A 21,624-nucleotide genomic window follows, 5' to 3' on the forward strand; every position below is an offset into this window, starting at 1 on the left:
AGCCCAACGCAAAACACACTATGACTTCTTCTTCACCGGGCGCTGCCAGCCCTGAATGTGCACCTGCTTGACGCGGCTCAGCACCAGTTCGTTTTCGGCGATATCTCGCGTCACCGTGGTGCCGGCGGCAATGGTGGCCCCTTTGCCGACCGACACCGGCGCCACCAGCTGAGTATCGGAACCGACGAACACGCCATCGCCGATCAGCGTCTTGTGCTTGTTGGCGCCATCGTAATTGCAGGTGATGGTGCCGGCGCCGATATTCACGTCATCTCCAATGTCGGCATCGCCCAGGTAGCTGAGGTGACCGGCCTTGGAGCCTTTGCCCAATCGCGCCTTTTTCATTTCCACGAAGTTGCCGACGTGGGCCCCTGTTGCCAGCTCCGCGCCAGGGCGCAGGCGGGCGAACGGCCCAACGGAGCAGGCGGCTTCCAGCACGCTGTCTTCCAGGACGCTGTAAGGGCTGATCTCGCAGTCATCACCGATCACGCAGTTTTTCAGCACGCAGCCGGCGCCGATTTTCACCCGGTCGCCCAGCTTGACGTGACCTTCGATAATCACATTCGCATCAATAGTGATGTCGCGGCCGTGAACAAGTTCACCGCGCAGGTCGAAACGCGCCGGATCCAACAACATTACGCCGGCCAGCAGCAGTTTTTCAGACTGTTCCGACTGGAACACGCGCTCCAGGGTCGCCAGCTGCTGTCGGTTGTTCACGCCTTCCACTTCGCTCAAACGCGATGGGTGCACGGCTTCGATTTTCTTGCCGTCGGCATGCGCCAACGCAATGATATCGGTGATGTAAAACTCGCCCTGAGCGTTGTCGTTGTTCAACATCCCCAGCCAGCGCTTCAGATCGCGCCCATTCGCCACCAGGATGCCGGTATTGATCTCATTGATCTGACGCTGCGCTTCGCTGGCGTCCTTGTGTTCGACGATGCCCACCACGTCACCCTGCTCGCGCACGATGCGGCCATAGCCACTCGGATCGTCCAGCTTGACCGTCAGCAGGCCGATGCCGCCCTGCGGCTTGGCCGCCAACAGGCGCGTGAGCGTATCGACGGAGATCAACGGCACGTCGCCATACAGCATCAACACGTCTTCATCGTCGGCAAAATGCGGCGCCGCCTGCTGCATCGCATGGCCAGTGCCCAGTTGCTCGGCCTGCAGCACCCAGTTCAGCGCGCCTTCGGTCAACGTGCTTTTCAGCAGATCGCCGCCATGACCGTATACCAGGTGTACATGTTGCGCGCCCAGTTTCATCGCGGCATCAATGACGTGTTGCACCATCGGCTTGCCGGCCAACGGATGCAACACTTTGGGAAGATCGGAATACATGCGCGTACCCTTGCCTGCGGCGAGGATAACCACGCTCATTGCGCTGTTCGACATAAGCAACCTGATAACTCCATTTTGATAGACGAAAGTAAAACCGTTTAGCGACGATATTACTACATATTTCTCATCACGAAACCGTCGCAGGCCGCGCAGCGCTTGGCCTGCCACCATCATGTCCAATTAGGCTTCAGGACGAAAAAACTGTCGGTGATTGGCGACGACTCCACCCTGGATATCAGGGTTACATACCACTTTCTACGCCGGGCTGAAATACTTATTTTAAAGTAAAAAAAAAGCGACCCTATAGGCCGCTTTCTTAAAGTTGGGTGCTCTGCACCCAAACATTACATCGCTTTTCTGGTGAGCTCGATAACGCGCAGTTTTGCGATCGCTTTCGCCAGTTCAGCGGATGCCTGAGCATAGTCGACATCGCCATGAGAGCTGCGAATGTGTTCTTCAGCTTTACGCTTAGCTTCCAACGCTCTCGCTTCGTCGAGGTCAGTACCACGGATAGCAGTGTCCGCCAGCACGGTAACCACGCTCGGCTGCACCTCGAGGATGCCGCCGGACAGGTAGATGAACTCTTCTTCACCGTGCTGCTTAACAATACGCACCATGCCAGGCTTGATGGCAGTCAGCAGCGGCGCATGGCCAGGGAAGATCCCCAGTTCACCTTCGCTGCCTGTCACCTGGATCTTCTGCACCAGGCCGGAAAACATCTGTTTTTCCGCGCTGACTACATCCAGATGGTAAGTCATAGCCATATCACCCTCCTCTCAAGGCGTTACAGTTTCTTGGCTTTTTCCACTGCTTCTTCAATGGTGCCAACCATGTAGAACGCCTGCTCCGGCAGGTGGTCATAGTCGCCGTCCATAATGCCTTTGAAACCACGGATGGTGTCTTTCAGCGATACGAACTTGCCCGGAGAACCGGTGAAGACTTCTGCCACGAAGAACGGCTGAGACAGGAAGCGTTGGATCTTACGCGCACGGGATACGACCAGTTTGTCTTCTTCAGACAGCTCGTCCATACCCAGGATCGCGATGATATCTTTCAGTTCCTGGTAGCGTTGCAGAATGGACTGCACGCCACGCGCTACGTCGTAGTGCTCCTGGCCAACAACCAGCGGATCCAGCTGACGGCTGGTGGAATCCAGCGGGTCAACGGCCGGGTAGATACCCAGAGAAGCGATGTTACGGCTCAGTACCACGGTTGCGTCCAAGTGCGCAAAGGTGGTGGCTGGAGACGGGTCAGTCAAGTCATCCGCAGGAACGTAAACGGCCTGTACGGAAGTGATGGAACCGGTCTTGGTCGAGGTGATACGTTCTTGCAGAACGCCCATCTCTTCCGCCAGCGTCGGCTGATAACCTACCGCGGATGGCATACGGCCCAGAAGTGCGGACACTTCGGTACCGGCCAGGGTGTAACGGTAGATGTTGTCAACGAACAGCAGAACGTCACGGCCTTCGTCACGGAATTTCTCCGCCATGGTCAGACCGGTCAGCGCAACGCGCAGACGGTTACCTGGTGGCTCGTTCATCTGGCCGTAAACCAGGGATACTTTGTCCAGAACGTTGGAGTCGGTCATTTCGTGGTAGAAGTCGTTACCCTCACGAGTACGCTCGCCCACGCCCGCAAACACGGAATAACCGGAGTGCTCGATCGCGATGTTACGGATCAGCTCCATCATGTTTACGGTTTTACCTACGCCCGCACCGCCGAACAGACCGACTTTACCGCCCTTGGCGAATGGACAAATCAGGTCCATTACCTTGATACCGGTTTCCAGCAGTTCCTGGGAGCTGGACAGCTCTTCGTAGCTTGGCGCCGCGCGGTGAATCGCCCAACGCTCTTCTTCGCCGATGTCGCCTTTCATGTCGATCGGTTGACCCAATACGTTCATGATACGGCCCAGGGTAGCTTTACCCACCGGCACTTCAATCGGGTGGTCCAGGTTGTTCACTTTCAGACCGCGACGCAGACCGTCGGAGGTCCCCATTGCGATACAGCGAACCACGCCACCGCCCAGCTGTTGCTGAACTTCCAACACCAGTTTTTCGGTGCCGTTTTCTACCTCAAGGGCATCGTACACTTTTGGTACGGCATCCTGAGGGAACTCGACGTCCACCACGGCGCCGATTACCTGGATAATCTTTCCAGTAGCCATCTTGAATCCTCTACGTAATTCGTAAACCTAGCTTAAACCGCGGAGGCTCCCGAAACGATCTCGGTGAGTTCCTGAGTGATGCTGGCCTGACGCGCCTTGTTGTATACCAACTGCAGCTCTTTGATCAGGCTACCGCCGTTATCGGTTGCGGCTTTCATCGCGACCATTCGTGCGGCCTGCTCGCTGGCCAGGTTTTCCACGACGCCCTGATAAACCTGCGACTCCACATAGCGGCGCAGCAAGGTATCAAGCAGCACTTTTGGATCCGGTTCATACAGGTAATCCCAAGGCGTTTTCTTCAGCTCTTCGTCATCGGCGGGCGGTAACGGCAGCAGCTGAAGCACCTGCGGCTCTTGGGACATCGTATTAACAAATTTGTTGCTGACAATGTACAGCTTGTCCAAACGACCTTCGTCGTAGGCCTGCAGCATCACTTTCACCGGCCCGATCAGATCCGACAGGGAAGGTTTGTCCCCCATGCCGGTCACCTGGGCAACCACGTTGCCGCCCACGGAACCAAAGAAAGAGGCCGCTTTAGAGCCAATCAGCGCCAAATCGGTTTCGACGCCTTTTTCGGACCAGGCTTTCATCTCCGCCAGCAGCTTTTTGAACAGGTTGATGTTCAAGCCGCCGCAGAGACCACGGTCAGTAGACACCACCAGATACCCGACGCGCTTAACGTCACGCTCATCCAGGTACGGGTGCTTGTACTCCAGATTCCCTAACGCAAGGTGACCAATCACTTTGCGCATGGTCTCTGCATAAGGACGGCTGGCCGCCATGCGATCCTGCGATTTACGCATTTTGGAGGCGGCGACCATTTCCATCGCTTTAGTGATCTTTTGCGTGTTTTGCACGCTAGCGATCTTACTACGTATCTCTTTTGCGCCGGCCATCTCTGCTTCTCCTCAGTGCCAGACGGCCTGCTGTCTTTCAACAGCAGGACCGTTCGGCGTTACCAGGACTGGGTTTTCTTGAAGGTCTCGAGGATGTCTTTCAACTTGCCCTCGATCTCATCATTGAAGTTGCCAGTTTGGTTGATGTGGTTCAGCAGCTCGGCGTGCTCGCGGTCCGCATAGGCGACCAGCGCGGCTTCGAAGCTCACCACTTTGGCGACTTCGACGTCGTTCAGGTAACCGCGTTCTGCGGCAAACAGCACCAGAGACTGTTGTGCAACCGACATCGGCGCATACTGTTTCTGTTTCAGCAGCTCGGTCACTTTCTGACCGTGGCTCAGCTGTTTGCGGGTCGCGTCGTCCAGATCGGAGGCGAACTGGGAGAACGCAGCCAGTTCACGATACTGCGCCAGCGCGGTACGGATACCACCGGACAGTTTCTTCATGATCTTGGTCTGCGCGGCGCCACCAACACGGGATACGGAGATACCCGGGTTAACTGCCGGACGAATACCGGAGTTGAACAGGTTGGATTCCAGGAAGATCTGACCATCGGTAATCGAGATTACGTTGGTCGGAACGAACGCGGAAACGTCACCCGCCTGGGTTTCAATGATCGGCAGAGCGGTCAGTGAACCGGTTTGGCCTTTAACTTCACCTTTGGTGAAGGCTTCAACGTACTCGGCGTTAACGCGCGCTGCACGCTCCAGCAAGCGGGAGTGCAGGTAGAATACGTCGCCTGGGTAAGCTTCACGACCTGGCGGACGACGAAGCAGCAGGGAAATCTGGCGGTAAGCAACGGCCTGTTTGGACAGGTCATCGTACACGATCAGCGCATCTTCGCCGCGGTCACGGAAGTATTCGCCCATTGCGCAACCGGCGTATGGCGCCAGGTATTGCAGTGCAGCGGATTCGGAAGCGGTCGCCACCACCACGATGGTGTTGGCCAGTGCGCCGTGCTCTTCCAGTTTGCGCACCACGTTAGCGATGGTGGACGCTTTCTGGCCGATAGCCACGTAAACGCATTTGATGCCGGAGTCGCGTTGGTTGATGATCGCATCGATCGCCAGCGCGGTTTTACCGGTCTGACGGTCACCGATCACCAGCTCACGCTGGCCGCGGCCGATTGGAATCATGGCGTCAACGGATTTGTAGCCAGTCTGAACCGGCTGATCAACGGACTGACGCTCGATAACGCCTGGGGCGATAGCTTCTACCGGAGAGAAACCGTCGTTTTCAATCGGGCCTTTGCCGTCGATTGGCGCGCCCAGGGTGTTAACGACGCGGCCCAGCAGACCACGACCGACTGGAACTTCCAGGATACGGCCGGTGCATTTAACCTTCATGCCTTCGGCCAGATCCGCGTACGGACCCATGACCACGGCACCAACGGAGTCGCGCTCCAGGTTCAATGCGATTGCGTAACGGTTGCCAGGCAGCGCGATCATTTCGCCCTGCATAACTTCGGCCAGGCCGTGTACGCGGATGATCCCGTCGCTGACGGAAACGATAGTACCTTCATTGTGAGCTTCGCTCACTACATTGAACTGAGCAATGCGCTGCTTGATCAGTTCGCTGATTTCGGTGGAATTCAGTTGCATGCTCCAGTCCCCTTAAGACTGCAAGACGTCTGTCAGGCGTTCAAGACGACCGCGAACGCTGCCATCAATCACCATATCGCCGGCGCGAACAACGATGCCGGCCAGTACAGACTTGTCAATTTTGCAATTCAGCTTAACTTTGCGTGACAGACGTTTTTCCATCGCAGCGGCGATTTTCGCCTGCTGTTCGTCGCTCAGCGCGCTCGCAGAGAGCACTTCGACTTCGACGGTGGATTCCAGCGAGGCGCGCAGTTCGATGAACTGCTGCAGCACGGCAGGAAGAACCAGTAAACGTCCATTTTCGGCCATTACACGGATAAAGTTCTGGCCATGTTCGTCGAGCCGATCGCCACAAACCGCGATGAACGTCTTGGACAGCGTTTCTGGCGCAACCGCGCCAGACAGCAGTTCAGAAATCTGTTCATTGCGAGTGACTTCAGCCGCAAACGCCAGCATGTCCTGCCAGCGCTCTACGCTTTGGTGCTCAACGGCAAAGTCAAAAGCTGCTTTGGCGTAGGGGCGAGCTACAGTTACAAATTCAGACATCAGCCCCTCCCTCCTTACAGTTCAGCGACCAGTTTATCAACGATGTCGCTGTTAGCAGCTTCATCCACGGAACGTTCGATGATCTTCTCGGCGCCGGCAATTGCCAGCATCGCGACTTGCTTACGCAACTCTTCACGAGCGCGCTTACGTTCGGCTTCGATCTCAGCCTGAGCCTGCGCCACGATTTTGTTACGTTCCTGCTCGGCTTCGGCTTTCGCTTCATCCATGATCTGAGCTTTGCGTTTGTTCGCTTGCTCGATGATCACCTGAGCTTCTGCTTTGGCAGTTTTCAGCTGGTCGGTCGCATTGGCTTGCGCTAAGTCCAGATCTTTTTTGGCACGCTCTGCAGAAGCGAGGCCGTCAGCGATTTCTTTCTGACGTTTCTCGATGGCAGCCATGATCGGCGGCCATACGTACTTCATGCAGAACCAGACAAACAGAACGAACGCGATGGCCTGGCCGAGGATTGTTGCGTTAAGATTCACAGCACAATGCCTCTTTAAAAGTTAATAGTTTGGTTACGTCGTAGAGGGTTGCTCTACTTACGCGACGGCGAACATCACGTACAGACCCAGACCTACAGCGATCATCGGGATGGCGTCGACCAGACCCATAACGATAAAGAACTGTGTACGCAGCAGAGGAATCAGGTCAGGCTGACGAGCAGCGCCTTCCAAGAATTTACCACCCAGGATGCCGATACCGATCGCAGCACCGATTGCCGCTAAACCCATCATCACAGCGGCAGCCATGTACAGCAGATCCATACTCAGGTTTTCCATGACAGTCTCCAGTTTGTTTCAGTTTAAAAGTGCAAGTGTTTTAAGAAAATCAGTGCTCTTCAGATGCCATCGACAGATAGACGATCGTCAGAACCATGAAAATAAAGGCTTGAAGCGTAATGATCAGGATGTGGAAGATAGCCCAAGGCAAGCTCAGGACCCACTGTGACCACCACGGCAACAGGCCGGCAATCAGGATGAAGATCAACTCACCCGCATACATGTTGCCGAACAGTCGCAGACCCAGTGAAACAGGTTTGGACAGCAGGCTGACACCTTCAAGAATCAGGTTGATAGGAATGAATACAGGGTGGTTGAACGGCTGCATGGTCAACTCTTTAACGAACCCGCCAACGCCTTTCATTTTGATGCTATAGAACAGAATCAGGATAAACACGCCCAGCGCCATCGACAGCGTGACGTTCACATCGGCGGTAGGCACTACGCGCAGCGCAGGCAGGCCGAGGATGTGTTCGCCAACGTAAGGCAGGAAGTCGATGGGCAGCAAGTCCATCAGGTTCATCAGGAACACCCAGACGAACACGGTCAGCGCCAGCGGCGCAATCACCTTGCTCTTGCCGTGGTACATGTCGCGCACGCTGCTGTCGACGAAACCGACTACCAGCTCCACGGCGGTTTGCAGTTTACCCGGCACGCCGCTGGTGGCGTTTTTGGCCACTTTGCGGAAGATCACCAGGAAAAGCGCCCCGAGGACGACGGAGAAAAACATCGAGTCGATGTTGATCGACCAGAACCCAGTCCCGACCTGAAGCTGCGTCAGGTGGTGACCGATATACTCCTGTGGAGTCAAGACTTCTCCTGCAGACATGATGCCTCTTACCCTTATTTAGTTAAGTTCGGTAACTGTTAATCACGGCCGGTGCCACTATCTGCACCACTAACACCGCTAAATAGGTCAGGCCAAGCGGTATAAACTCCGCCTTGAACACCCCCAGCGCCACGATCAGCAAAACGATGGTGATCACGACCTTTAGCCCCTCGCCGATGGCGAACGACCAGGCAACCCTACCGGGCGCCGGCGTTTGCGCCTGATGGCGCAAGGCAAACAGCATAAACATTGCACTCGGCAACCAGGCGGCGAGACCGCCTGCCAACGCCGAAGCGCTCCATTCCGGGCTTTTCAGCCAGAAAGCAACGCTGATCAGAACAAAAGTCATTAACTGCAAAAACAGCAGTTTGCGTGCGACTTTCCCGCTGTATAGGGACACAGACATGACGTTTGTTCTCTCCGTACCCCAGAGGGGGTATGCTGAGTGACGTATACAACTGTTTTTGCTGTCCTGAGTCAAGCAGCAAAAAACGAGCAAATTATACGGGGCATACCAACGAATTCAATCGATAAGTAGCGAAAAGGTGAACAATTATTTAAATTTCCCTATTCCAGCCTATTTTCACAAGAAAACGGTCGGAATAATAGGGCGCATTTAATTGTCTGATTATTCCAGCGTTGCGTTTAGAAACGCGAAGCCGATCACAATAATGCCCTTCACTGATTTATAGCCGATGGACAATCAAACCGTCTTTAGCAATTTGAGCGATCAAAAGATTATATAAATCAAAACATTATCAGTTAACTGTTCAAAAACAATCCGTATACCCGATGAAAACCTTTTATTGACAAGCAACGGGGCAATATTCCAACAGCCAATTAACATTAGCAGCAAAGGCCAATCTTTCGCACATGATTGCTAACGTGACTATTTCTAATTGCAATTACTCTATTGTCGCTAATTAGCCGCGTTTTTTGTGTTAATAGAAAGTAAATTAACTAAAAAAAGCGACCAACTAATTAGCCTGCTTACCTTTACACGCCGTACTACCGTTAATTCACGCTTGTTTGATCAAAAACAAACTCAGTTTGCCTTAAGCACCACCAGATGGCGTTCGCCTTCCAGTTCAGGCACCTGCAACCGCACGATAGACTCCAGGCTAACGCCCTCCGGCAGGTGCGCCAATTCTTCATCCGGGCGCACGCCTTTCAATGCGTAAAAACGCCCCTGCCCTTTCGCCGGCAGGTGATGGCACCAGGACAGCATATCCTGCAGCGAAGCGAACGCCCGGCTGATCACGCCGTCGAACGGCGGCTCGGCCGGAAACGCTTCAACGCGGCTCTGAACCGGCTCGATATTGTTCAGGCCCAGTTCATGCTGCACCTGGCGCAGGAAACGCACGCGCTTGCCCAGGCTGTCGAGCAGCGTGAAATGCGCATCCGGACGCACGATCGCCAGCGGAATGCCCGGTAAACCGGGGCCGGTGCCGACATCGATAAAACGCGATCCCTGCAGATGCGGGTTGACCACGATGCTGTCGAGGATGTGGCGCACCAGCATTTGCTGCGGATCGCGCACCGACGTGAGGTTATAAGCCTTGTTCCACTTATCCAGCATGCCGACATAGCCCAGCAGCTGCTGTTTCTGCTGATCGGGCAGCTCAATGCCTGCTGCCGCGAGCAGCGAGTCTAATTTTTTTTGCACAACGGATCCTCTGGCAGGCGCTGAACGACCAGCGGATGGTTAGCTGGCGCAATGAGGCGCCTATGATAATTCAGCGCGCAGGTGATGTCAGCGGCCGTTTGGCTACGGGTTGAGCAAACGGCCGCCTGGATGCGGGATTTATGCGCTGCGGCGCAGCAGCCCCTGCTTTTTCAGCCAAATCAGCAAAATCGAGATCGCCGCCGGCGTAATGCCGGAGATGCGTGAAGCCTGGCCGATGGAGTTCGGTTTGTGATCGTTCAGTTTGGCGATCACTTCGTTCGACAACCCCGAAACCTGACGGTAGTCGAGATCCAACGGCAACACGGTGTTCTCGTTGCGCTGCTGTTTTTCGATCTCTTCCTGCTGGCGAGCGATGTAGCCTTCGTATTTGACCTGGATCTCAACCTGCTCGGCGGCTTGTACATCGTCCAACGGCGGCGCGAAGGCCTCGGTGGCGGTCAATTGCGCGTAGTCCATTTCCGGACGGCGCAGCAGCTCTTCGCCGTTTGCTTCGCGTGACAGCGGCGCTTTCAGCAACGCATTGACCTGTTCGACGTTCTCGGCGTGCGGGTGCATCCAGATGTCGCGCAGGCGCTGACGTTCACGTTCGATCCGCTCCAGCTTCTCGCTGTAGCGCGCCCAACGCACGTCGTCCACCAGGCCGAGTTCACGGCCTTTTTCTGTCAGGCGGAGATCGGCGTTGTCTTCGCGCAGCATCAGACGATACTCGGCGCGTGAAGTAAACATGCGGTACGGTTCTTTGGTGCCGAGGGTGCTGAGGTCGTCCACCAGCACGCCGAGATAAGCCTGATCGCGACGTGGCGCCCAGCCTTCTTGCTCGGCGGCGAAGCGACCGGCGTTCAGACCGGCCAGCAGCCCCTGTGCGGCGGCTTCTTCATACCCGGTGGTGCCGTTGATTTGACCGGCAAAGAACAGCCCCTGAATGAATTTGCTTTCCAGCGTCGGTTTCAGGTCGCGCGGATCGAAGAAATCGTACTCGATAGCATAACCAGGGCGAATAATACGCGCGTTTTGCATTCCTTCCATCGAACGGACGATCTGCATCTGCACATCGAACGGCAGGCTGGTGGAGATCCCGTTAGGGTAAATCTCATTGCTGGTCAGGCCTTCCGGCTCGAGGAAGATCTGGTGCGCGTTGCGATCGGCAAAGCGCATGACCTTGTCTTCGATCGACGGGCAGTAACGTGGGCCGATCCCTTCGATGATCCCGGCATACATCGGGCTGCGATCGAGGTTATTGCGGATCACGTCATGGGTTTTTTCATTGGTATGGGTGATATAGCACGCCATTTGTTCCGGATGCTGGCTGGCATCGCCCAGGAACGAGAATACCGGCACCGGCGTATCGCCGTGTTGCGGCGCCAGTACGCTGAAATCGATAGTGCGGGCGTCGATGCGCGGCGGTGTCCCGGTTTTCAAGCGGTTGACGCGCAGCGGCAGTTCACGCAAACGCTGAGACAGCGAGATCGAAGGCGGATCCCCGGCGCGGCCGCCGCTGTAATTTTCCAGGCCGATATGGATCTTGCCGTCCAGGAAGGTGCCTACGGTCAATACCACCGCTTTGGCGCGGAATTTCAGGCCCATTTGGGTGACGGCGCCCACGACGCGATCGTTTTCGACGATCAGATCCTCAACCGGCTGTTGGAAGATCATCAGATTGGGCTGGTTCTCCAACGCGGTACGGATAGCCTGGCGATACAACACGCGATCCGCCTGAGCGCGTGTGGCGCGAACGGCTGGGCCTTTGCTGGCGTTTAGTATCCTAAACTGTATGCCGGCATGGTCGATCGCTGTCGCCATCAGGCCGCCGAGTGCATCAATTTCCTTAACCAGATGCCCTTTACCAATACCGCCAATCGCCGGGTTACAGGACATCTGTCCCAGCGTGTCGATATTGTGTGTCAATAATAAAGTCTGACGTCCCATGCGCGCCGCGGCCATGGCGGCCTCGGTACCTGCATGGCCACCACCGATGATGATGACGTCAAATTGATCTGGATAAAACATGGAACTGCACCTCGCCGTATTGCGAACGATCGTATTTGCCCTGGGGTCGGGGATTCTACTCAAGTTTAGACGATCGACCAAGTGGTCAGGATCGTCGGTAATTAAAAGAAGATCTTTTTTATTTAAAGATCTCTTTATTAGATCTCTTATTAGGATCGCGATCCTCTGTGGATAAGTGACTATTCACGATGAAGATCAGCAGATTAAGGAGGATCGTTTGCTGTGAATGATCGGTGATCCCGACGCAGATAAGCTGGGATCTAAAAGGCTTGTTATACACAGGACAAAAAGCGCACTACGGTTGTTATTGGGATAACTACGGCTTTTACCCTGCTTTTAAGCTTAGTTATCCACAATCGTTCGCACGATCTTTAGACGAATTAGAGTAAATTAATCCAGTTTTTTACCCATTCCTCGGCTGGATCCTCGGGAATTTCATGCTCGGTCACGTCGATCTCGAGACGATCGCCGATCCTTTTAGCGCCTCTGGCGATCAATAGATCGTCGATCTGTTTGATCGCACCGCAGAAGGTGTCGTATTCCGAACTGCCTAAACCGACGGCGCCGAACTGCACCTCGGAAAGATCCGGCTGCTGCTCAGCGATCTGTTCCAACAGCGGCTGAAGGTTATCCGGCAGTTCGCCGGCACCGTGCGTGGAAGAGACCACCAGCCAGCGGCCGTTCAACGGCAGTTCATCCAGTTCAGGGCCGTGCAGCATCTCGGTAGAGAAGCCGGCGTCTTCCAGCTTTTCAGCCAAATGTTCAGCCACGTATTCGGCGCTGCCAAGCGTACTGCCACTGATCAGAGTAATGTCTGCCATGAACCAACGATCCCAACCTTCTCACTCAAAGTGGCTGCATTGTACGCTGTGAATCGGCTGGGATCTACCTGTGGATAATGTGGGTATGCAATTTGGCGGGTTACGGCACGATGGTGCGCATAATGGGGTTCTGCAGCGAGATCAGCGTTTCGGTGGACTGGATCTCGTCGATGGTCTGGATCTTGTTGATAAGTACCTGTTGCAACGCGTCGATCGAGCGGCACATCACTTTAATAAAGACGCTGTAATGGCCGGTGGTGTAATAGGCTTCCACCACTTCCTCCAGGCTTTCCAGCTTCTTCAGTGCCGAAGGGTAGTCCTTGGCGCTCTTTAATATGATGCCGATAAAGCAGCACACGTCGTAGCCCAGCTGTTTGGGACTGACGTCGATACGCGCGCCGGTGATGATCCCGGCCTGTTTCATCTTCTCCACCCGCACGTGAATGGTGCCGGGGCTGACGGCGAAGTTTTTCGCCAGTTCGGCGTACGGTGTGCGCGCATTGTCCATCAGGGCGTTGAGGATGCCGCGATCGAGATTATCGATCTGATAAATTTCCGCCATTTAATCCCCCATTAATTAACGATTGTTGAATTCAGTCCGGGTAAAAATGAACGATTAAAAGTGAAAAGGCAATATTGATTAACGGATATTGAATTGGCGTATCGTTTTGTTGCTTAATCGATGGCAACAGAGACAGGTTTACAAGAGATACGGCAATGAAAAAACAGTTTATCCAAAAACAACAACAAATCAGCCAGGTCAAATCCTTCTTCTCCCGCCAGCTGGAACAGCAGCTCGGTCTGATCGAAGTGCAGGCCCCGATCCTTAGCCGCCTGGGCGACGGCACGCAGGATAACCTCTCCGGCAGCGAGAAAGCGGTGCAGGTCAAAGTCAAAACTTTGCCGGACGCCACCTTCGAAGTGGTGCACTCACTGGCGAAATGGAAACGCAAAACCCTGGGCAGCTACGATTTCGGTGCCGGCGAAGGCCTGTATACCCATATGAAGGCGCTGCGCCCGGATGAAGACCGCCTGACGCCAATCCACTCGGTGTACGTCGATCAGTGGGACTGGGAGCGGGTGATGGGCGACGGTGAGCGCGGTCTGGACTATCTGAAAAGTACCGTGCGCAGCATTTACGCCGCGATCAAGGCGACGGAAGCGGAAGTCAGCCGTGAGCATGGCCTGACCCCGTTCCTGCCGGAACAGATCCACTTCGTGCACAGCGAAACCCTGCTGCAGCGCTATCCGGATCTGGACGCCAAAGGGCGTGAGCGGGCGATCGCCAAAGAATTGGGCGCGGTGTTCCTGATCGGCATCGGCGGCAAGCTGTCGCACGGCAAATCGCACGATGTGCGTGCGCCGGATTATGATGACTGGACCACGCCGACGGCGGATGGCCTGGCGGGCCTGAACGGCGATATAGTGGTGTGGAACCCGGTGCTGCAGGACGCTTTCGAGCTTTCTTCCATGGGCATCCGCGTCGACGCCGCGGCGCTGAAACATCAGCTGGCGCTGACCGGCGATGAAGATCGCATGAAGCTGGAATGGCATCAGTCGTTGCTGCGCGGCGATATGCCGCAGACCATCGGCGGCGGCATCGGTCAGTCGCGTTTGGTGATGTTGCTGTTGCAGCTGTCGCATATCGGCCAGGTGCAGTGCGGCGTGTGGTCACCGGAAGTGCGCGGCGCGGTTGAAGGCCTGCTCTGATTCTGCCTAGCGCCGCCAGCGGCGCATCAACCGGCTTTTCAACCCGGTATCGAAGCGCCAGATGTGATCGAAGATGCGCATGATGCCGGGTTTGCCGTAGGCGGACATCGCCACCGCGTGGAAACGCTGCTGGTGGCTTTGCTGCTGCTGTTTCACCTTCTTTATTACCTCCTCCGGCAACCGCTGGGCGATAAAATCAGAAATGATCACCGCATCGGCATCGAACCAGCCGCTCTCCGCCATTTTGGTGACGGTGGCGTTCAGGCAGGCCGCCAGATCGGTGCCGCCGCGAAACTGCTGGCCGAGAAAACGCACTGCCTGCTCAATGCCGCTGGCGGCGGTGAGTTCGTAATGTACGATCTGGTTGGCGAACAGCATGATGTAGCAGCGGCGGTTATCCGCCAGCGCAATGCGCAGCAGCGCCAGACAGAACGCCTTGGCGCACTGTTCGTTGAAGCCGCCCATCGATCCTGAGGTGTCCACGCAGACGATAAACGGCCCGCGCGGCTGCTGATCCTGCTGCTGGTGGGTGACCTGACGGATCAGGATCTGTTCCTGCCAGACGTCGCCCTGCAGGCGGTAGCTCAGCAGTCGCTTTTCCAGCAGGCGGCGATAAAACTCGAATTCCAGCTCTTCAATCCCCAGCGTCGCCAGCTCCGGCGGCAGCAGGCGCAGAATGTCGTCGCTTTGATGAATGCCGCTCACTTCTTCCGGCAGCGTGGCCGGCACCTGCACCATAACCCTGAACGGCTCCGGCTGCGCGTCCTGTTGCTGCACCGCTTTGGCCTGATAGCTGCGGCCCAGCTGTTGCGCCAGCTTTTTCAGCTCCGGCTGCTGCTGCAAAAAGTTGCCGTACTCCACCAGCCGCTGGTAATCGCCGCGCTGCAGCTGGCCTTTGCTCATGTCCCACAGCCTGCCGGCGGCGGTGTCGTTTTCCGACAGCAGCGGTTCCAGCGCGCCGCTCAGCGCCAGGCGTTCCTGCAGTTCCGCCATCAGCTGCTCACGCTCTTGTTCCAGCAACTGGTGGTGCAGCATGGTGGCCTGCAGCGTCAGGCTGATGCGCCAGCGCTGCAGAAACAGCGTTTGAAAACTGTCGTCCAACGGATGATTGGGCAGATCGGCGGCGTCCACCAGCGCGCGCGCCTGTTCATAAAACGGGGAAACCAGCTGGCGCAGCAGCTCCATCGTGTCGTTGAGGTTGTGATAGAACTGGGTATTGTTCTCCAGCTGGCACTGTTGGTAGCGGTAAAATTCCTGCGCCAACGCCGGCGGCACCATGGCCTCCTGCAAACGCTCCTTTAGCTGCAGCTTCCAGCGCGGCAGATCGCGATCCAGCGCCCGCCGTAGGGCCGGAAACTTTTTAAAGAATACCGACAGCTGCGGCGCGGCCAGCATGCCGACGATCATCTCCTCGATCATCTCGCCTTCGGTGATCGCCAGCAGCAGATCGAGCGTCTCCAGACTGAGCATGGTTACTGGCCGCGCATTTGCTGCTGTTGCTGTTTAACCTGTTCCGCGACCTGCAGCAAACTGGCTTCGATCTTGGCCAGACCGGCGGCGGACGTGAACAGGCAGGGCTGATGTTGGCTGAAGGCGCGGCGCTGTTCCGCCAGGCGCTGGGCCAATGCGTCCATTTCATCCAGCAGCGCCTGCGGCGTAGCGGTAGCCTGTTTGCCCGGCAGCGCCAGCAGCGACGGCTGGCGGCTGACGTCCAACACCGTGAGGTGCAGTTGATCGTCCACTTCCAGGTCGATCGGCTGCGCAAAGCCGATGCCGTTCAGCTTGGCGCGCACGTCGCCGCCTTTTTGCAGCCAGTTGTCCAGCGCGCTGCTTTCGATGCTCAGATGATTGACCTGAATGTCATGCAGCTGCAGCGGTTTTTGCAGCAGCAGGGTGAGGGTGCCGCCGGCGAACGGCGTGGCCGGCGCGTATTGCGGTTTGCGGCTGAACATCCCGCCTTTTTTCACCAGGCTGATGGCCTGTCGGTCGCTTTGTTGCTGCTGGTCCTGCATCCAGCGGGTATGGATCTGTTGCAGTTGGATCAACATCGACTGCTGCTGATAGGCCGATTCGGTCAGCAGTTGATCGATCTGCTGTTGCAGCAGCTTCAGCGAGGTGAGATCGTGCCACAGGCAGTCTTTCAACAGCATCAGATCGAGCGGGGCGATGGCGTCGCGCCCGCTGAAGAAGGCGCAGGCCTGCAGCAGGCGCAGGGCTTTCTTCCAGCGCCGATCGGAGACGTACGGCGCCTGTTCCAGCGCGTCCAGCCGCTGGCGCAGTTGGAAAATCAGCTCAAAGCAGGCTTCCGGCAGCGCCACCTTATCGATCTGCGGCTGCCACTGCAGAAACTCTTCGTCGCTGACGCTCAGCGCCGCCGGCACCGGGTTTTGGCTTTCGCTCTGGCGGTTGACCAGCAGCGAGCGGAAATTCTGTTTATCCTGCACCTTGTCCAGCCACAGGCGAATCAGCATGCGGTCATACAGGGCTTCGAGGCTGTTGTCCGCTTCGGGCAGTTCGTTGGAAGCGGTGACCAGCAGGCGCAGCGGGATCGGTTCTTCGCTGTTGCCGTTGCGAAAACGCCGTTCATTGATCGCCGTCAGCAGGGTGTTGAGGATCGCCGGGCCGGCCTTCCAGATCTCGTCCAGAAACACGATCTCCGCTTCTGGCAGATAGCCGGCGGTCAGGCGTTGATAGCGCCCTTCATCTTTCAGCGCCTGAATCGAGAGCGGGCCGAAGACCTCTTCCGGCGTGGAAAAGCGCGTCATCAGGTATTCAAAAGAGCGAGCGTTGCGGAAGGCAAACTTCAGCCGGCGCGCGATCAGGCTCTTGGCGATGCCGGGCGGGCCGAGCAAGAATACGCTTTCGCCGCTCAGCGCCGCCAGCAGGCACAGGCGGATCGCCTCTTGCCGCTCATAAAGGCCGCTCTCCAGCGCGCTGCTGAGGCGGGAAATTCGTTCTGCCAGAAGGGATGATGGCGTCATATAATCGTCGTATTGTCCGAGAGTTAGCCAATCTTGGTCGATAATTCGATGATAAACCACCATTATTTTTAATGGTATAGCTTATTGATTAGTAAAAATTTTCTCAGTTGAGTCGGATATCCGGTTCACATTTTGTTTATTTTTCGGCTCTGATATAAGGGTAGGCAAGCCGTATAAATGGTGCATACTGTGCGGCTTTCTGGTGGGCGTGACGGATCTTTGAGCCCGTATTTTGCCTGATGCGGATGCATCGCTAACGGATGTTCTGATAAAGAAACGAATTATGAGCGCAGAGCATAAGCAGTCCCTATCGGCGGTAACCCTGGCTGCCATCGGCGTGGTCTACGGTGATATCGGCACCAGTCCTCTCTATACGTTGAGAGAGTGTTTCTCCGGCCATTACGGCTTCGATGTTCGTCCAGACGTGGTTTTCGGCTTCCTGTCGCTGATTTTCTGGATGCTGATCGTGATCGTTTCCCTCAAATATCTCACCTACGTGATGCGGGCGGACAACGCCGGCGAAGGCGGCATTTTGACGCTGATGTCGCTGGCCGGGCGCAATACCTCGGCGCGCACCACCGCAGTGCTGGTGATACTGGGCCTGATTGGCGGCAGCTTCTTCTATGGCGAGGTGGTGATCACCCCGGCGATCTCGGTGATGTCGGCGATAGAGGGGTTGGAAATCGCCGCGCCTGCGCTCGACGCCTATATCGTGCCGCTCTCGATTCTGGTGCTGACCCTGCTGTTCGTTATCCAAAAACACGGCACCGGCAGCGTCGGCAAGCTGTTCGCCCCGGTAATGCTGTTGTGGTTCATCGTGTTGGCGGTGCTGGGCGCGCGCAGCATCATTTCGAACCCGGAAGTGCTGCAGGCGCTGAATCCCAAATGGGCGCTCAACTTCTTTATGGAATATAAGAAGGTGTCGTTCTTCGCGCTGGGGGCGGTGGTGCTGTCGATCACCGGCGTTGAGGCGCTGTATGCCGACATGGGGCACTTCGGCAAGTTCCCGATCCGCCTGGCTTGGTTCACCGTGGTGCTGCCTTCGCTGGTGCTCAACTACTTCGGCCAGGGGGCGTTGCTGCTGAAAAACCCTGAAGCGATCAAAAACCCATTCTTCCTGCTGGCGCCCGACTGGGCGCTGATCCCGCTGCTGATTCTGGCAACCCTGGCAACGGTCATCGCCTCGCAGGCGGTGATTTCCGGCGTCTTCTCGCTGACTCGCCAGGCGGTGCGCCTGGGGTATTTGTCGCCGATGCGCATCATTCACACCTCGGAAATGGAATCCGGCCAGATCTACATTCCGGTGATCAACTGGACGCTGTATATCTCCGTGGTGCTGGTGATCATCGGCTTCGAACACTCCAGCAACCTGGCGGCGGCGTACGGCATCGCCGTCACCGGCACCATGGTGCTGACCAGCATACTGGTCACTTCGGTGGCGATTAATAACTGGCACTGGAACCGCTTCCTGGCGATCGGCATCGTAACCATCTTACTGATCATCGACGTGCCGATGTTCTCCGCCAACGCCCTGAAGCTGTTCTCCGGCGGCTGGCTGCCGCTGACCCTGGCGCTGGTGATGTTCATCATTATGACTACCTGGAAGAGCGAGCGTTTCCGCCTGTTGCGTCGTCTGCATGAGCACGGCAACTCGCTGGAGGCGATGATTGCCTCGCTGGAGAAATCGCCGCCGGTACGGGTGCCGGGCACCGCGGTCTTCTTGTCGCGCGCCACTAACGTCATTCCTTTTGCGCTGTTGCATAACCTGAAGCACAACAAGGTGCTGCACGAGCGCGTGGTGCTGCTGACGCTGCGCACCGAGGATGCGCCTTACGTGCACAACGTGCGCCGGGTGACCATCGAGCAGCTGTCGCCGACCTTCTGGCGGGTGGTGGCCAGCTACGGCTGGCGCGAAACGCCGAACGTGGAGGAAGTGTTCCACCGCTGCGGGCTGGAAGGGTTGCCGTGCCGCATGTCGGAGACGTCGTTCTTCATGTCCCATGAATCGCTGATCCTCACCAAGCGGCCATGGTACCTCTACCTGCGCGGCAAACTGTTCGTTGCTCTGAGCCGCAATGCGCTGCGCGCGCCGGATCAGTTCGAAATCCCGCCGAACCGGGTCATCGAGCTCGGCACGCAGGTCGAGATCTAACCCGCCTGACAGGGGCTCAGCTAGGCTGAGCCCCTTTTGTTTGCGCTTTCTCCGTGCGCGAACGAAACGTTTCGATGACGATCACACTTCTGCATTGTCCGGGTTGCCTTCCCCTGCCGTTTTTTTACACTCCTCCAGAGAGCGAAACGTTTCGCTAGCGGAGTGAGAAGATGAAAAAAGGCGTATTACTGAATTCCGACGTGTCTGCCGTGATTGCCCGGTTGGGGCATACCGATCAGCTCACCTTGTGCGATGCGGGTTTGCCGATACCGGCGGTGACGCAGCGCATCGATCTGGCGCTGACGCAGGGCGTGCCGACCTTCATGCAGGTGTTCGCGGCGGTCACCCAAGAGATGCAGGTAGAAAGCGCCATCCTGGCGGAAGAAATCGTGAAACAAAATCCGTCGCTCCACGAGGCATTGTTGGCTGAACTGACCGCACTGGGCCAACGCCAGGGCAATACCATCGGCGTGCGTTATATCAGCCATCAGGCGTTTAAAGCGCAAACCGAGCACAGCCGGGCGGTGATCCGCAGCGGGGAGTGTTCGCCTTACGCGAACGTGATCCTGTGCGCCGGCGTAACTTTCTGAGGCGTTTATGCAACCTTTACTGCAACTGAAAGGGATTGATAAAGCCTTTCCCGGCGTGAAGGCGCTTTCCGGCGCCGCTCTCAGCGTTTATCCCGGCAAGGTGATGGCGCTGGTGGGGGAAAACGGCGCCGGGAAGTCCACCATGATGAAAGTGCTGACCGGCATCTATCAGAAAGACGCCGGCAGTCAGTATTTTCTCGGTAAAGAGGTGGCGTTCAACGGGCCTAAAGATTCGCAGGAAGCGGGCATCGGCATTATCCATCAGGAGCTGAACCTGATCCCGCAGCTGACGATTGCGGAAAACATCTTCCTCGGCCGCGAGTTCGTCAACCGTTTCGGCCGCATTGACTGGAAGCGCATGTACGCCGAGGCCGATCGCTTGCTGGCGCGCCTCAACCTGCGCTACAGCAGCCACCGGCTGGTGGGCGAGCTGTCGATTGGCGATCAGCAGATGGTGGAGATTGCCAAGGTACTGAGCTTCGAATCGAAAGTGATCATCATGGACGAACCGACCGATGCGCTGACCGACACCGAAACCGCCTCGCTGTTCAAGGTGATCAACGAGCTGAAGGCCGAAGGGCGCGGCATCGTCTATATCTCACACCGTCTGAAAGAGATCTTTGAAATCTGCGACGACGTGACGGTATTTCGCGACGGGCAGTTCATCGCCGAGCGGCCGGTGAGCGAGCTGCAGGAAGATTCGCTGATTGAAATGATGGTCGGTCGCAAGCTGGAAGAACAATACCCGCGCCTTGATTTACCGCGCGGGGAAAAGCGGCTGGAAGTCAGTCATCTTTCCGGACCCGGCGTTGAAGACGTCAGCTTTACGCTGTATCGCGGTGAGATCCTCGGCGTGGCCGGCTTGATGGGCGCCGGGCGCACCGAATTGATGAAGATTCTGTACGGCGCCGCGCCGCGCAAGGCCGGCACCGTCAACCTCGACGGCCGCGAGGTAGTCACCCATTCGCCGCAGGATGGATTGGCGAACGGCATCGTCTATATCTCGGAAGACCGTAAGCGCGACGGCCTGGTGCTGGGCATGTCGGTAAAGGAAAACATGTCTCTGACCGCGCTGCGCTACTTCAGCCGCGCCGACGGCAGCCTGAAACAGGCCGACGAGCGGCAGGCGGTGGGGGACTTCATCCGCCTGTTCAATATCAAAACGCCGTCGATGGAGCAGCCGATAGGTCTGCTTTCCGGCGGCAATCAACAGAAAGTGGCGATCGCCCGCGGCCTGATGACCCGGCCGAAGGTGCTGATCCTCGATGAGCCGACGCGCGGCGTCGATGTCGGGGCGAAAAAAGAGATCTATCAGTTAATCAACCAGTTCAAGCAGGAAGGGCTGAGCATCATTCTGGTGTCTTCGGAAATGCCGGAGGTGATGGGCATGAGCGATCGCATTCTGGTGATGCACGAAGGGCATCTCAGCGGCGAGTTCCCGATTGAACAGGCCACCCAGGAAGCGTTGATGGCGGCAGCCGTCGGCAAGCAATACGGCGTAAAGCAGGAGTAATCAG

Annotated in this window: 20 protein-coding genes; 4 read left to right on the forward strand and 16 right to left on the reverse strand. The window is 56.7% G+C overall.

Translation table 11 applies throughout. From position 1 onward, the window contains the following. Positions 1–18: 18 nt before the first annotated feature. The 14 genes from glmU to asnC form a co-directional block, all read right to left on the reverse strand. Positions 19–1,392: a bifunctional UDP-N-acetylglucosamine diphosphorylase/glucosamine-1-phosphate N-acetyltransferase GlmU gene (gene glmU / locus HWW83_RS18020; protein WP_046687989.1), complete on the reverse strand. Its 1,374-nt coding sequence runs from the start codon at positions 1,390–1,392 to the stop codon at positions 19–21. A 290-nt stretch (positions 1,393–1,682) separates the two neighbouring features. After that, positions 1,683–2,102, reverse strand: a complete 420-nt coding sequence (locus HWW83_RS18025; protein WP_004933814.1) for a F0F1 ATP synthase subunit epsilon — start codon at positions 2,100–2,102, stop codon at positions 1,683–1,685. A gap of 20 nt (positions 2,103–2,122) precedes the next feature. Further along, complete coding sequence (gene atpD / locus HWW83_RS18030) at positions 2,123–3,505, reverse strand: F0F1 ATP synthase subunit beta (RefSeq protein WP_004933813.1); 1,383 nt, start codon at positions 3,503–3,505, stop codon at positions 2,123–2,125. A gap of 32 nt (positions 3,506–3,537) precedes the next feature. Continuing rightward, positions 3,538–4,401 (reverse strand): F0F1 ATP synthase subunit gamma, encoded by an 864-nt coding sequence (atpG, locus tag HWW83_RS18035; protein ID WP_004933811.1) that lies wholly within the window; start codon positions 4,399–4,401, stop codon positions 3,538–3,540. Positions 4,402–4,460: 59 nt separating this feature from the next. Next, entirely contained in the window at positions 4,461–6,002 is a 1,542-nt protein-coding gene (gene atpA / locus HWW83_RS18040) for a F0F1 ATP synthase subunit alpha (protein WP_004933808.1), read from the reverse strand. A 12-nt stretch (positions 6,003–6,014) separates the two neighbouring features. Next, positions 6,015–6,548 carry a F0F1 ATP synthase subunit delta gene (gene atpH / locus HWW83_RS18045; RefSeq protein WP_025160298.1) on the reverse strand — a complete coding sequence of 178 codons (534 nt, stop codon included), beginning with the start codon at positions 6,546–6,548 and terminating at the stop codon, positions 6,015–6,017. A gap of 14 nt (positions 6,549–6,562) precedes the next feature. Then, positions 6,563–7,033: a F0F1 ATP synthase subunit B gene (gene atpF / locus HWW83_RS18050; protein WP_004933804.1), complete on the reverse strand. Its 471-nt coding sequence runs from the start codon at positions 7,031–7,033 to the stop codon at positions 6,563–6,565. A 57-nt stretch (positions 7,034–7,090) separates the two neighbouring features. Next, complete coding sequence (atpE, locus tag HWW83_RS18055) at positions 7,091–7,330, reverse strand: F0F1 ATP synthase subunit C (RefSeq protein WP_004093904.1); 240 nt, start codon at positions 7,328–7,330, stop codon at positions 7,091–7,093. Between the two features lie 49 nt (positions 7,331–7,379). Beyond that, a complete protein-coding gene (atpB, locus tag HWW83_RS18060; RefSeq protein ID WP_015376132.1) occupies positions 7,380–8,159 on the reverse strand; it encodes a F0F1 ATP synthase subunit A in 780 nt (259 codons plus the stop codon). A gap of 22 nt (positions 8,160–8,181) precedes the next feature. Further along, on the reverse strand, positions 8,182–8,565 hold the full coding sequence (gene atpI, locus HWW83_RS18065; protein WP_004933796.1) for a F0F1 ATP synthase subunit I: 384 nt from the start codon (positions 8,563–8,565) through the stop codon (positions 8,182–8,184). A 639-nt stretch (positions 8,566–9,204) separates the two neighbouring features. Continuing rightward, positions 9,205–9,825: a 16S rRNA (guanine(527)-N(7))-methyltransferase RsmG gene (gene rsmG, locus HWW83_RS18070; RefSeq protein ID WP_025304738.1), complete on the reverse strand. Its 621-nt coding sequence runs from the start codon at positions 9,823–9,825 to the stop codon at positions 9,205–9,207. Positions 9,826–9,963: 138 nt separating this feature from the next. After that, positions 9,964–11,853 (reverse strand): tRNA uridine-5-carboxymethylaminomethyl(34) synthesis enzyme MnmG, encoded by a 1,890-nt coding sequence (gene mnmG, locus HWW83_RS18075; protein WP_033645158.1) that lies wholly within the window; start codon positions 11,851–11,853, stop codon positions 9,964–9,966. Between the two features lie 380 nt (positions 11,854–12,233). Further along, complete coding sequence (gene mioC / locus HWW83_RS18080) at positions 12,234–12,674, reverse strand: FMN-binding protein MioC (RefSeq protein WP_015379470.1); 441 nt, start codon at positions 12,672–12,674, stop codon at positions 12,234–12,236. 100 nt (positions 12,675–12,774) lie between these two features. After that, a complete protein-coding gene (asnC, locus tag HWW83_RS18085) occupies positions 12,775–13,236 on the reverse strand; it encodes a transcriptional regulator AsnC (protein WP_004933786.1) in 462 nt (153 codons plus the stop codon). 155 nt (positions 13,237–13,391) lie between these two features. Here asnC and asnA point away from each other — a divergent pair, with 155 nt between their 5' ends. Then, a complete protein-coding gene (asnA, locus tag HWW83_RS18090) occupies positions 13,392–14,384 on the forward strand; it encodes an aspartate--ammonia ligase (protein WP_033645159.1) in 993 nt (330 codons plus the stop codon). A gap of 6 nt (positions 14,385–14,390) precedes the next feature. On the opposite strand, the gene viaA is transcribed toward asnA, so the two are convergent. Next, complete coding sequence (gene viaA / locus HWW83_RS18095; RefSeq protein ID WP_004933781.1) at positions 14,391–15,854, reverse strand: ATPase RavA stimulator ViaA; 1,464 nt, start codon at positions 15,852–15,854, stop codon at positions 14,391–14,393. 2 nt (positions 15,855–15,856) lie between these two features. Further along, positions 15,857–17,365, reverse strand: coding sequence for an ATPase RavA (gene ravA, locus HWW83_RS18100; RefSeq protein ID WP_089197564.1), 1,509 nt, complete (start codon positions 17,363–17,365; stop codon positions 15,857–15,859). A gap of 283 nt (positions 17,366–17,648) precedes the next feature. Here ravA and kup point away from each other — a divergent pair, with 283 nt between their 5' ends. The 3 genes from kup to rbsA all read left to right on the forward strand — a co-directional run bounded on the left by kup (position 17,649) and on the right by rbsA (position 21,620). Beyond that, on the forward strand, positions 17,649–19,517 hold the full coding sequence (kup, locus tag HWW83_RS18105; protein ID WP_015379467.1) for a low affinity potassium transporter Kup: 1,869 nt from the start codon (positions 17,649–17,651) through the stop codon (positions 19,515–19,517). 170 nt (positions 19,518–19,687) lie between these two features. Then, entirely contained in the window at positions 19,688–20,107 is a 420-nt protein-coding gene (rbsD, locus tag HWW83_RS18110; protein WP_033652331.1) for a D-ribose pyranase, read from the forward strand. 7 nt (positions 20,108–20,114) lie between these two features. After that, positions 20,115–21,620 (forward strand): ribose ABC transporter ATP-binding protein RbsA, encoded by a 1,506-nt coding sequence (gene rbsA, locus HWW83_RS18115; RefSeq protein WP_033652332.1) that lies wholly within the window; start codon positions 20,115–20,117, stop codon positions 21,618–21,620. Positions 21,621–21,624 lie beyond the last annotated feature (4 nt).

The sequence above is a fragment of the Serratia ureilytica genome (assembly GCF_013375155.1).
Lineage (GTDB): Bacteria > Pseudomonadota > Gammaproteobacteria > Enterobacterales > Enterobacteriaceae > Serratia > Serratia ureilytica.

What these genes read in the sequence shown, in the direction of transcription:
- glmU (WP_046687989.1), bottom strand. Translation starts at nt 1,392, where the DNA reads ATGTCGAACAGCGCAATGAGCGTGGTTATCCTCGCCGCAGGCAAGGGT.
- HWW83_RS18025 (WP_004933814.1), bottom strand. Translation starts at nt 2,102, where the DNA reads ATGGCTATGACTTACCATCTGGATGTAGTCAGCGCGGAAAAACAGATG.
- atpD (WP_004933813.1), bottom strand. Translation starts at nt 3,505, where the DNA reads ATGGCTACTGGAAAGATTATCCAGGTAATCGGCGCCGTGGTGGACGTC.
- atpG (WP_004933811.1), bottom strand. Translation starts at nt 4,401, where the DNA reads ATGGCCGGCGCAAAAGAGATACGTAGTAAGATCGCTAGCGTGCAAAAC.
- atpA (WP_004933808.1), bottom strand. Translation starts at nt 6,002, where the DNA reads ATGCAACTGAATTCCACCGAAATCAGCGAACTGATCAAGCAGCGCATT.
- atpH (WP_025160298.1), bottom strand. Translation starts at nt 6,548, where the DNA reads ATGTCTGAATTTGTAACTGTAGCTCGCCCCTACGCCAAAGCAGCTTTT.
- atpE (WP_004093904.1), bottom strand. Translation starts at nt 7,330, where the DNA reads ATGGAAAACCTGAGTATGGATCTGCTGTACATGGCTGCCGCTGTGATG.
- atpB (WP_015376132.1), bottom strand. Translation starts at nt 8,159, where the DNA reads ATGTCTGCAGGAGAAGTCTTGACTCCACAGGAGTATATCGGTCACCAC.
- atpI (WP_004933796.1), bottom strand. Translation starts at nt 8,565, where the DNA reads ATGTCTGTGTCCCTATACAGCGGGAAAGTCGCACGCAAACTGCTGTTT.
- mnmG (WP_033645158.1), bottom strand. Translation starts at nt 11,853, where the DNA reads ATGTTTTATCCAGATCAATTTGACGTCATCATCATCGGTGGTGGCCAT.
- mioC (WP_015379470.1), bottom strand. Translation starts at nt 12,674, where the DNA reads ATGGCAGACATTACTCTGATCAGTGGCAGTACGCTTGGCAGCGCCGAA.
- asnC (WP_004933786.1), bottom strand. Translation starts at nt 13,236, where the DNA reads ATGGCGGAAATTTATCAGATCGATAATCTCGATCGCGGCATCCTCAAC.
- asnA (WP_033645159.1), top strand. Translation starts at nt 13,392, where the DNA reads ATGAAAAAACAGTTTATCCAAAAACAACAACAAATCAGCCAGGTCAAA.
- viaA (WP_004933781.1), bottom strand. Translation starts at nt 15,854, where the DNA reads ATGCTCAGTCTGGAGACGCTCGATCTGCTGCTGGCGATCACCGAAGGC.
- ravA (WP_089197564.1), bottom strand. Translation starts at nt 17,365, where the DNA reads ATGACGCCATCATCCCTTCTGGCAGAACGAATTTCCCGCCTCAGCAGC.
- kup (WP_015379467.1), top strand. Translation starts at nt 17,649, where the DNA reads ATGAGCGCAGAGCATAAGCAGTCCCTATCGGCGGTAACCCTGGCTGCC.
- rbsD (WP_033652331.1), top strand. Translation starts at nt 19,688, where the DNA reads ATGAAAAAAGGCGTATTACTGAATTCCGACGTGTCTGCCGTGATTGCC.
- rbsA (WP_033652332.1), top strand. Translation starts at nt 20,115, where the DNA reads ATGCAACCTTTACTGCAACTGAAAGGGATTGATAAAGCCTTTCCCGGC.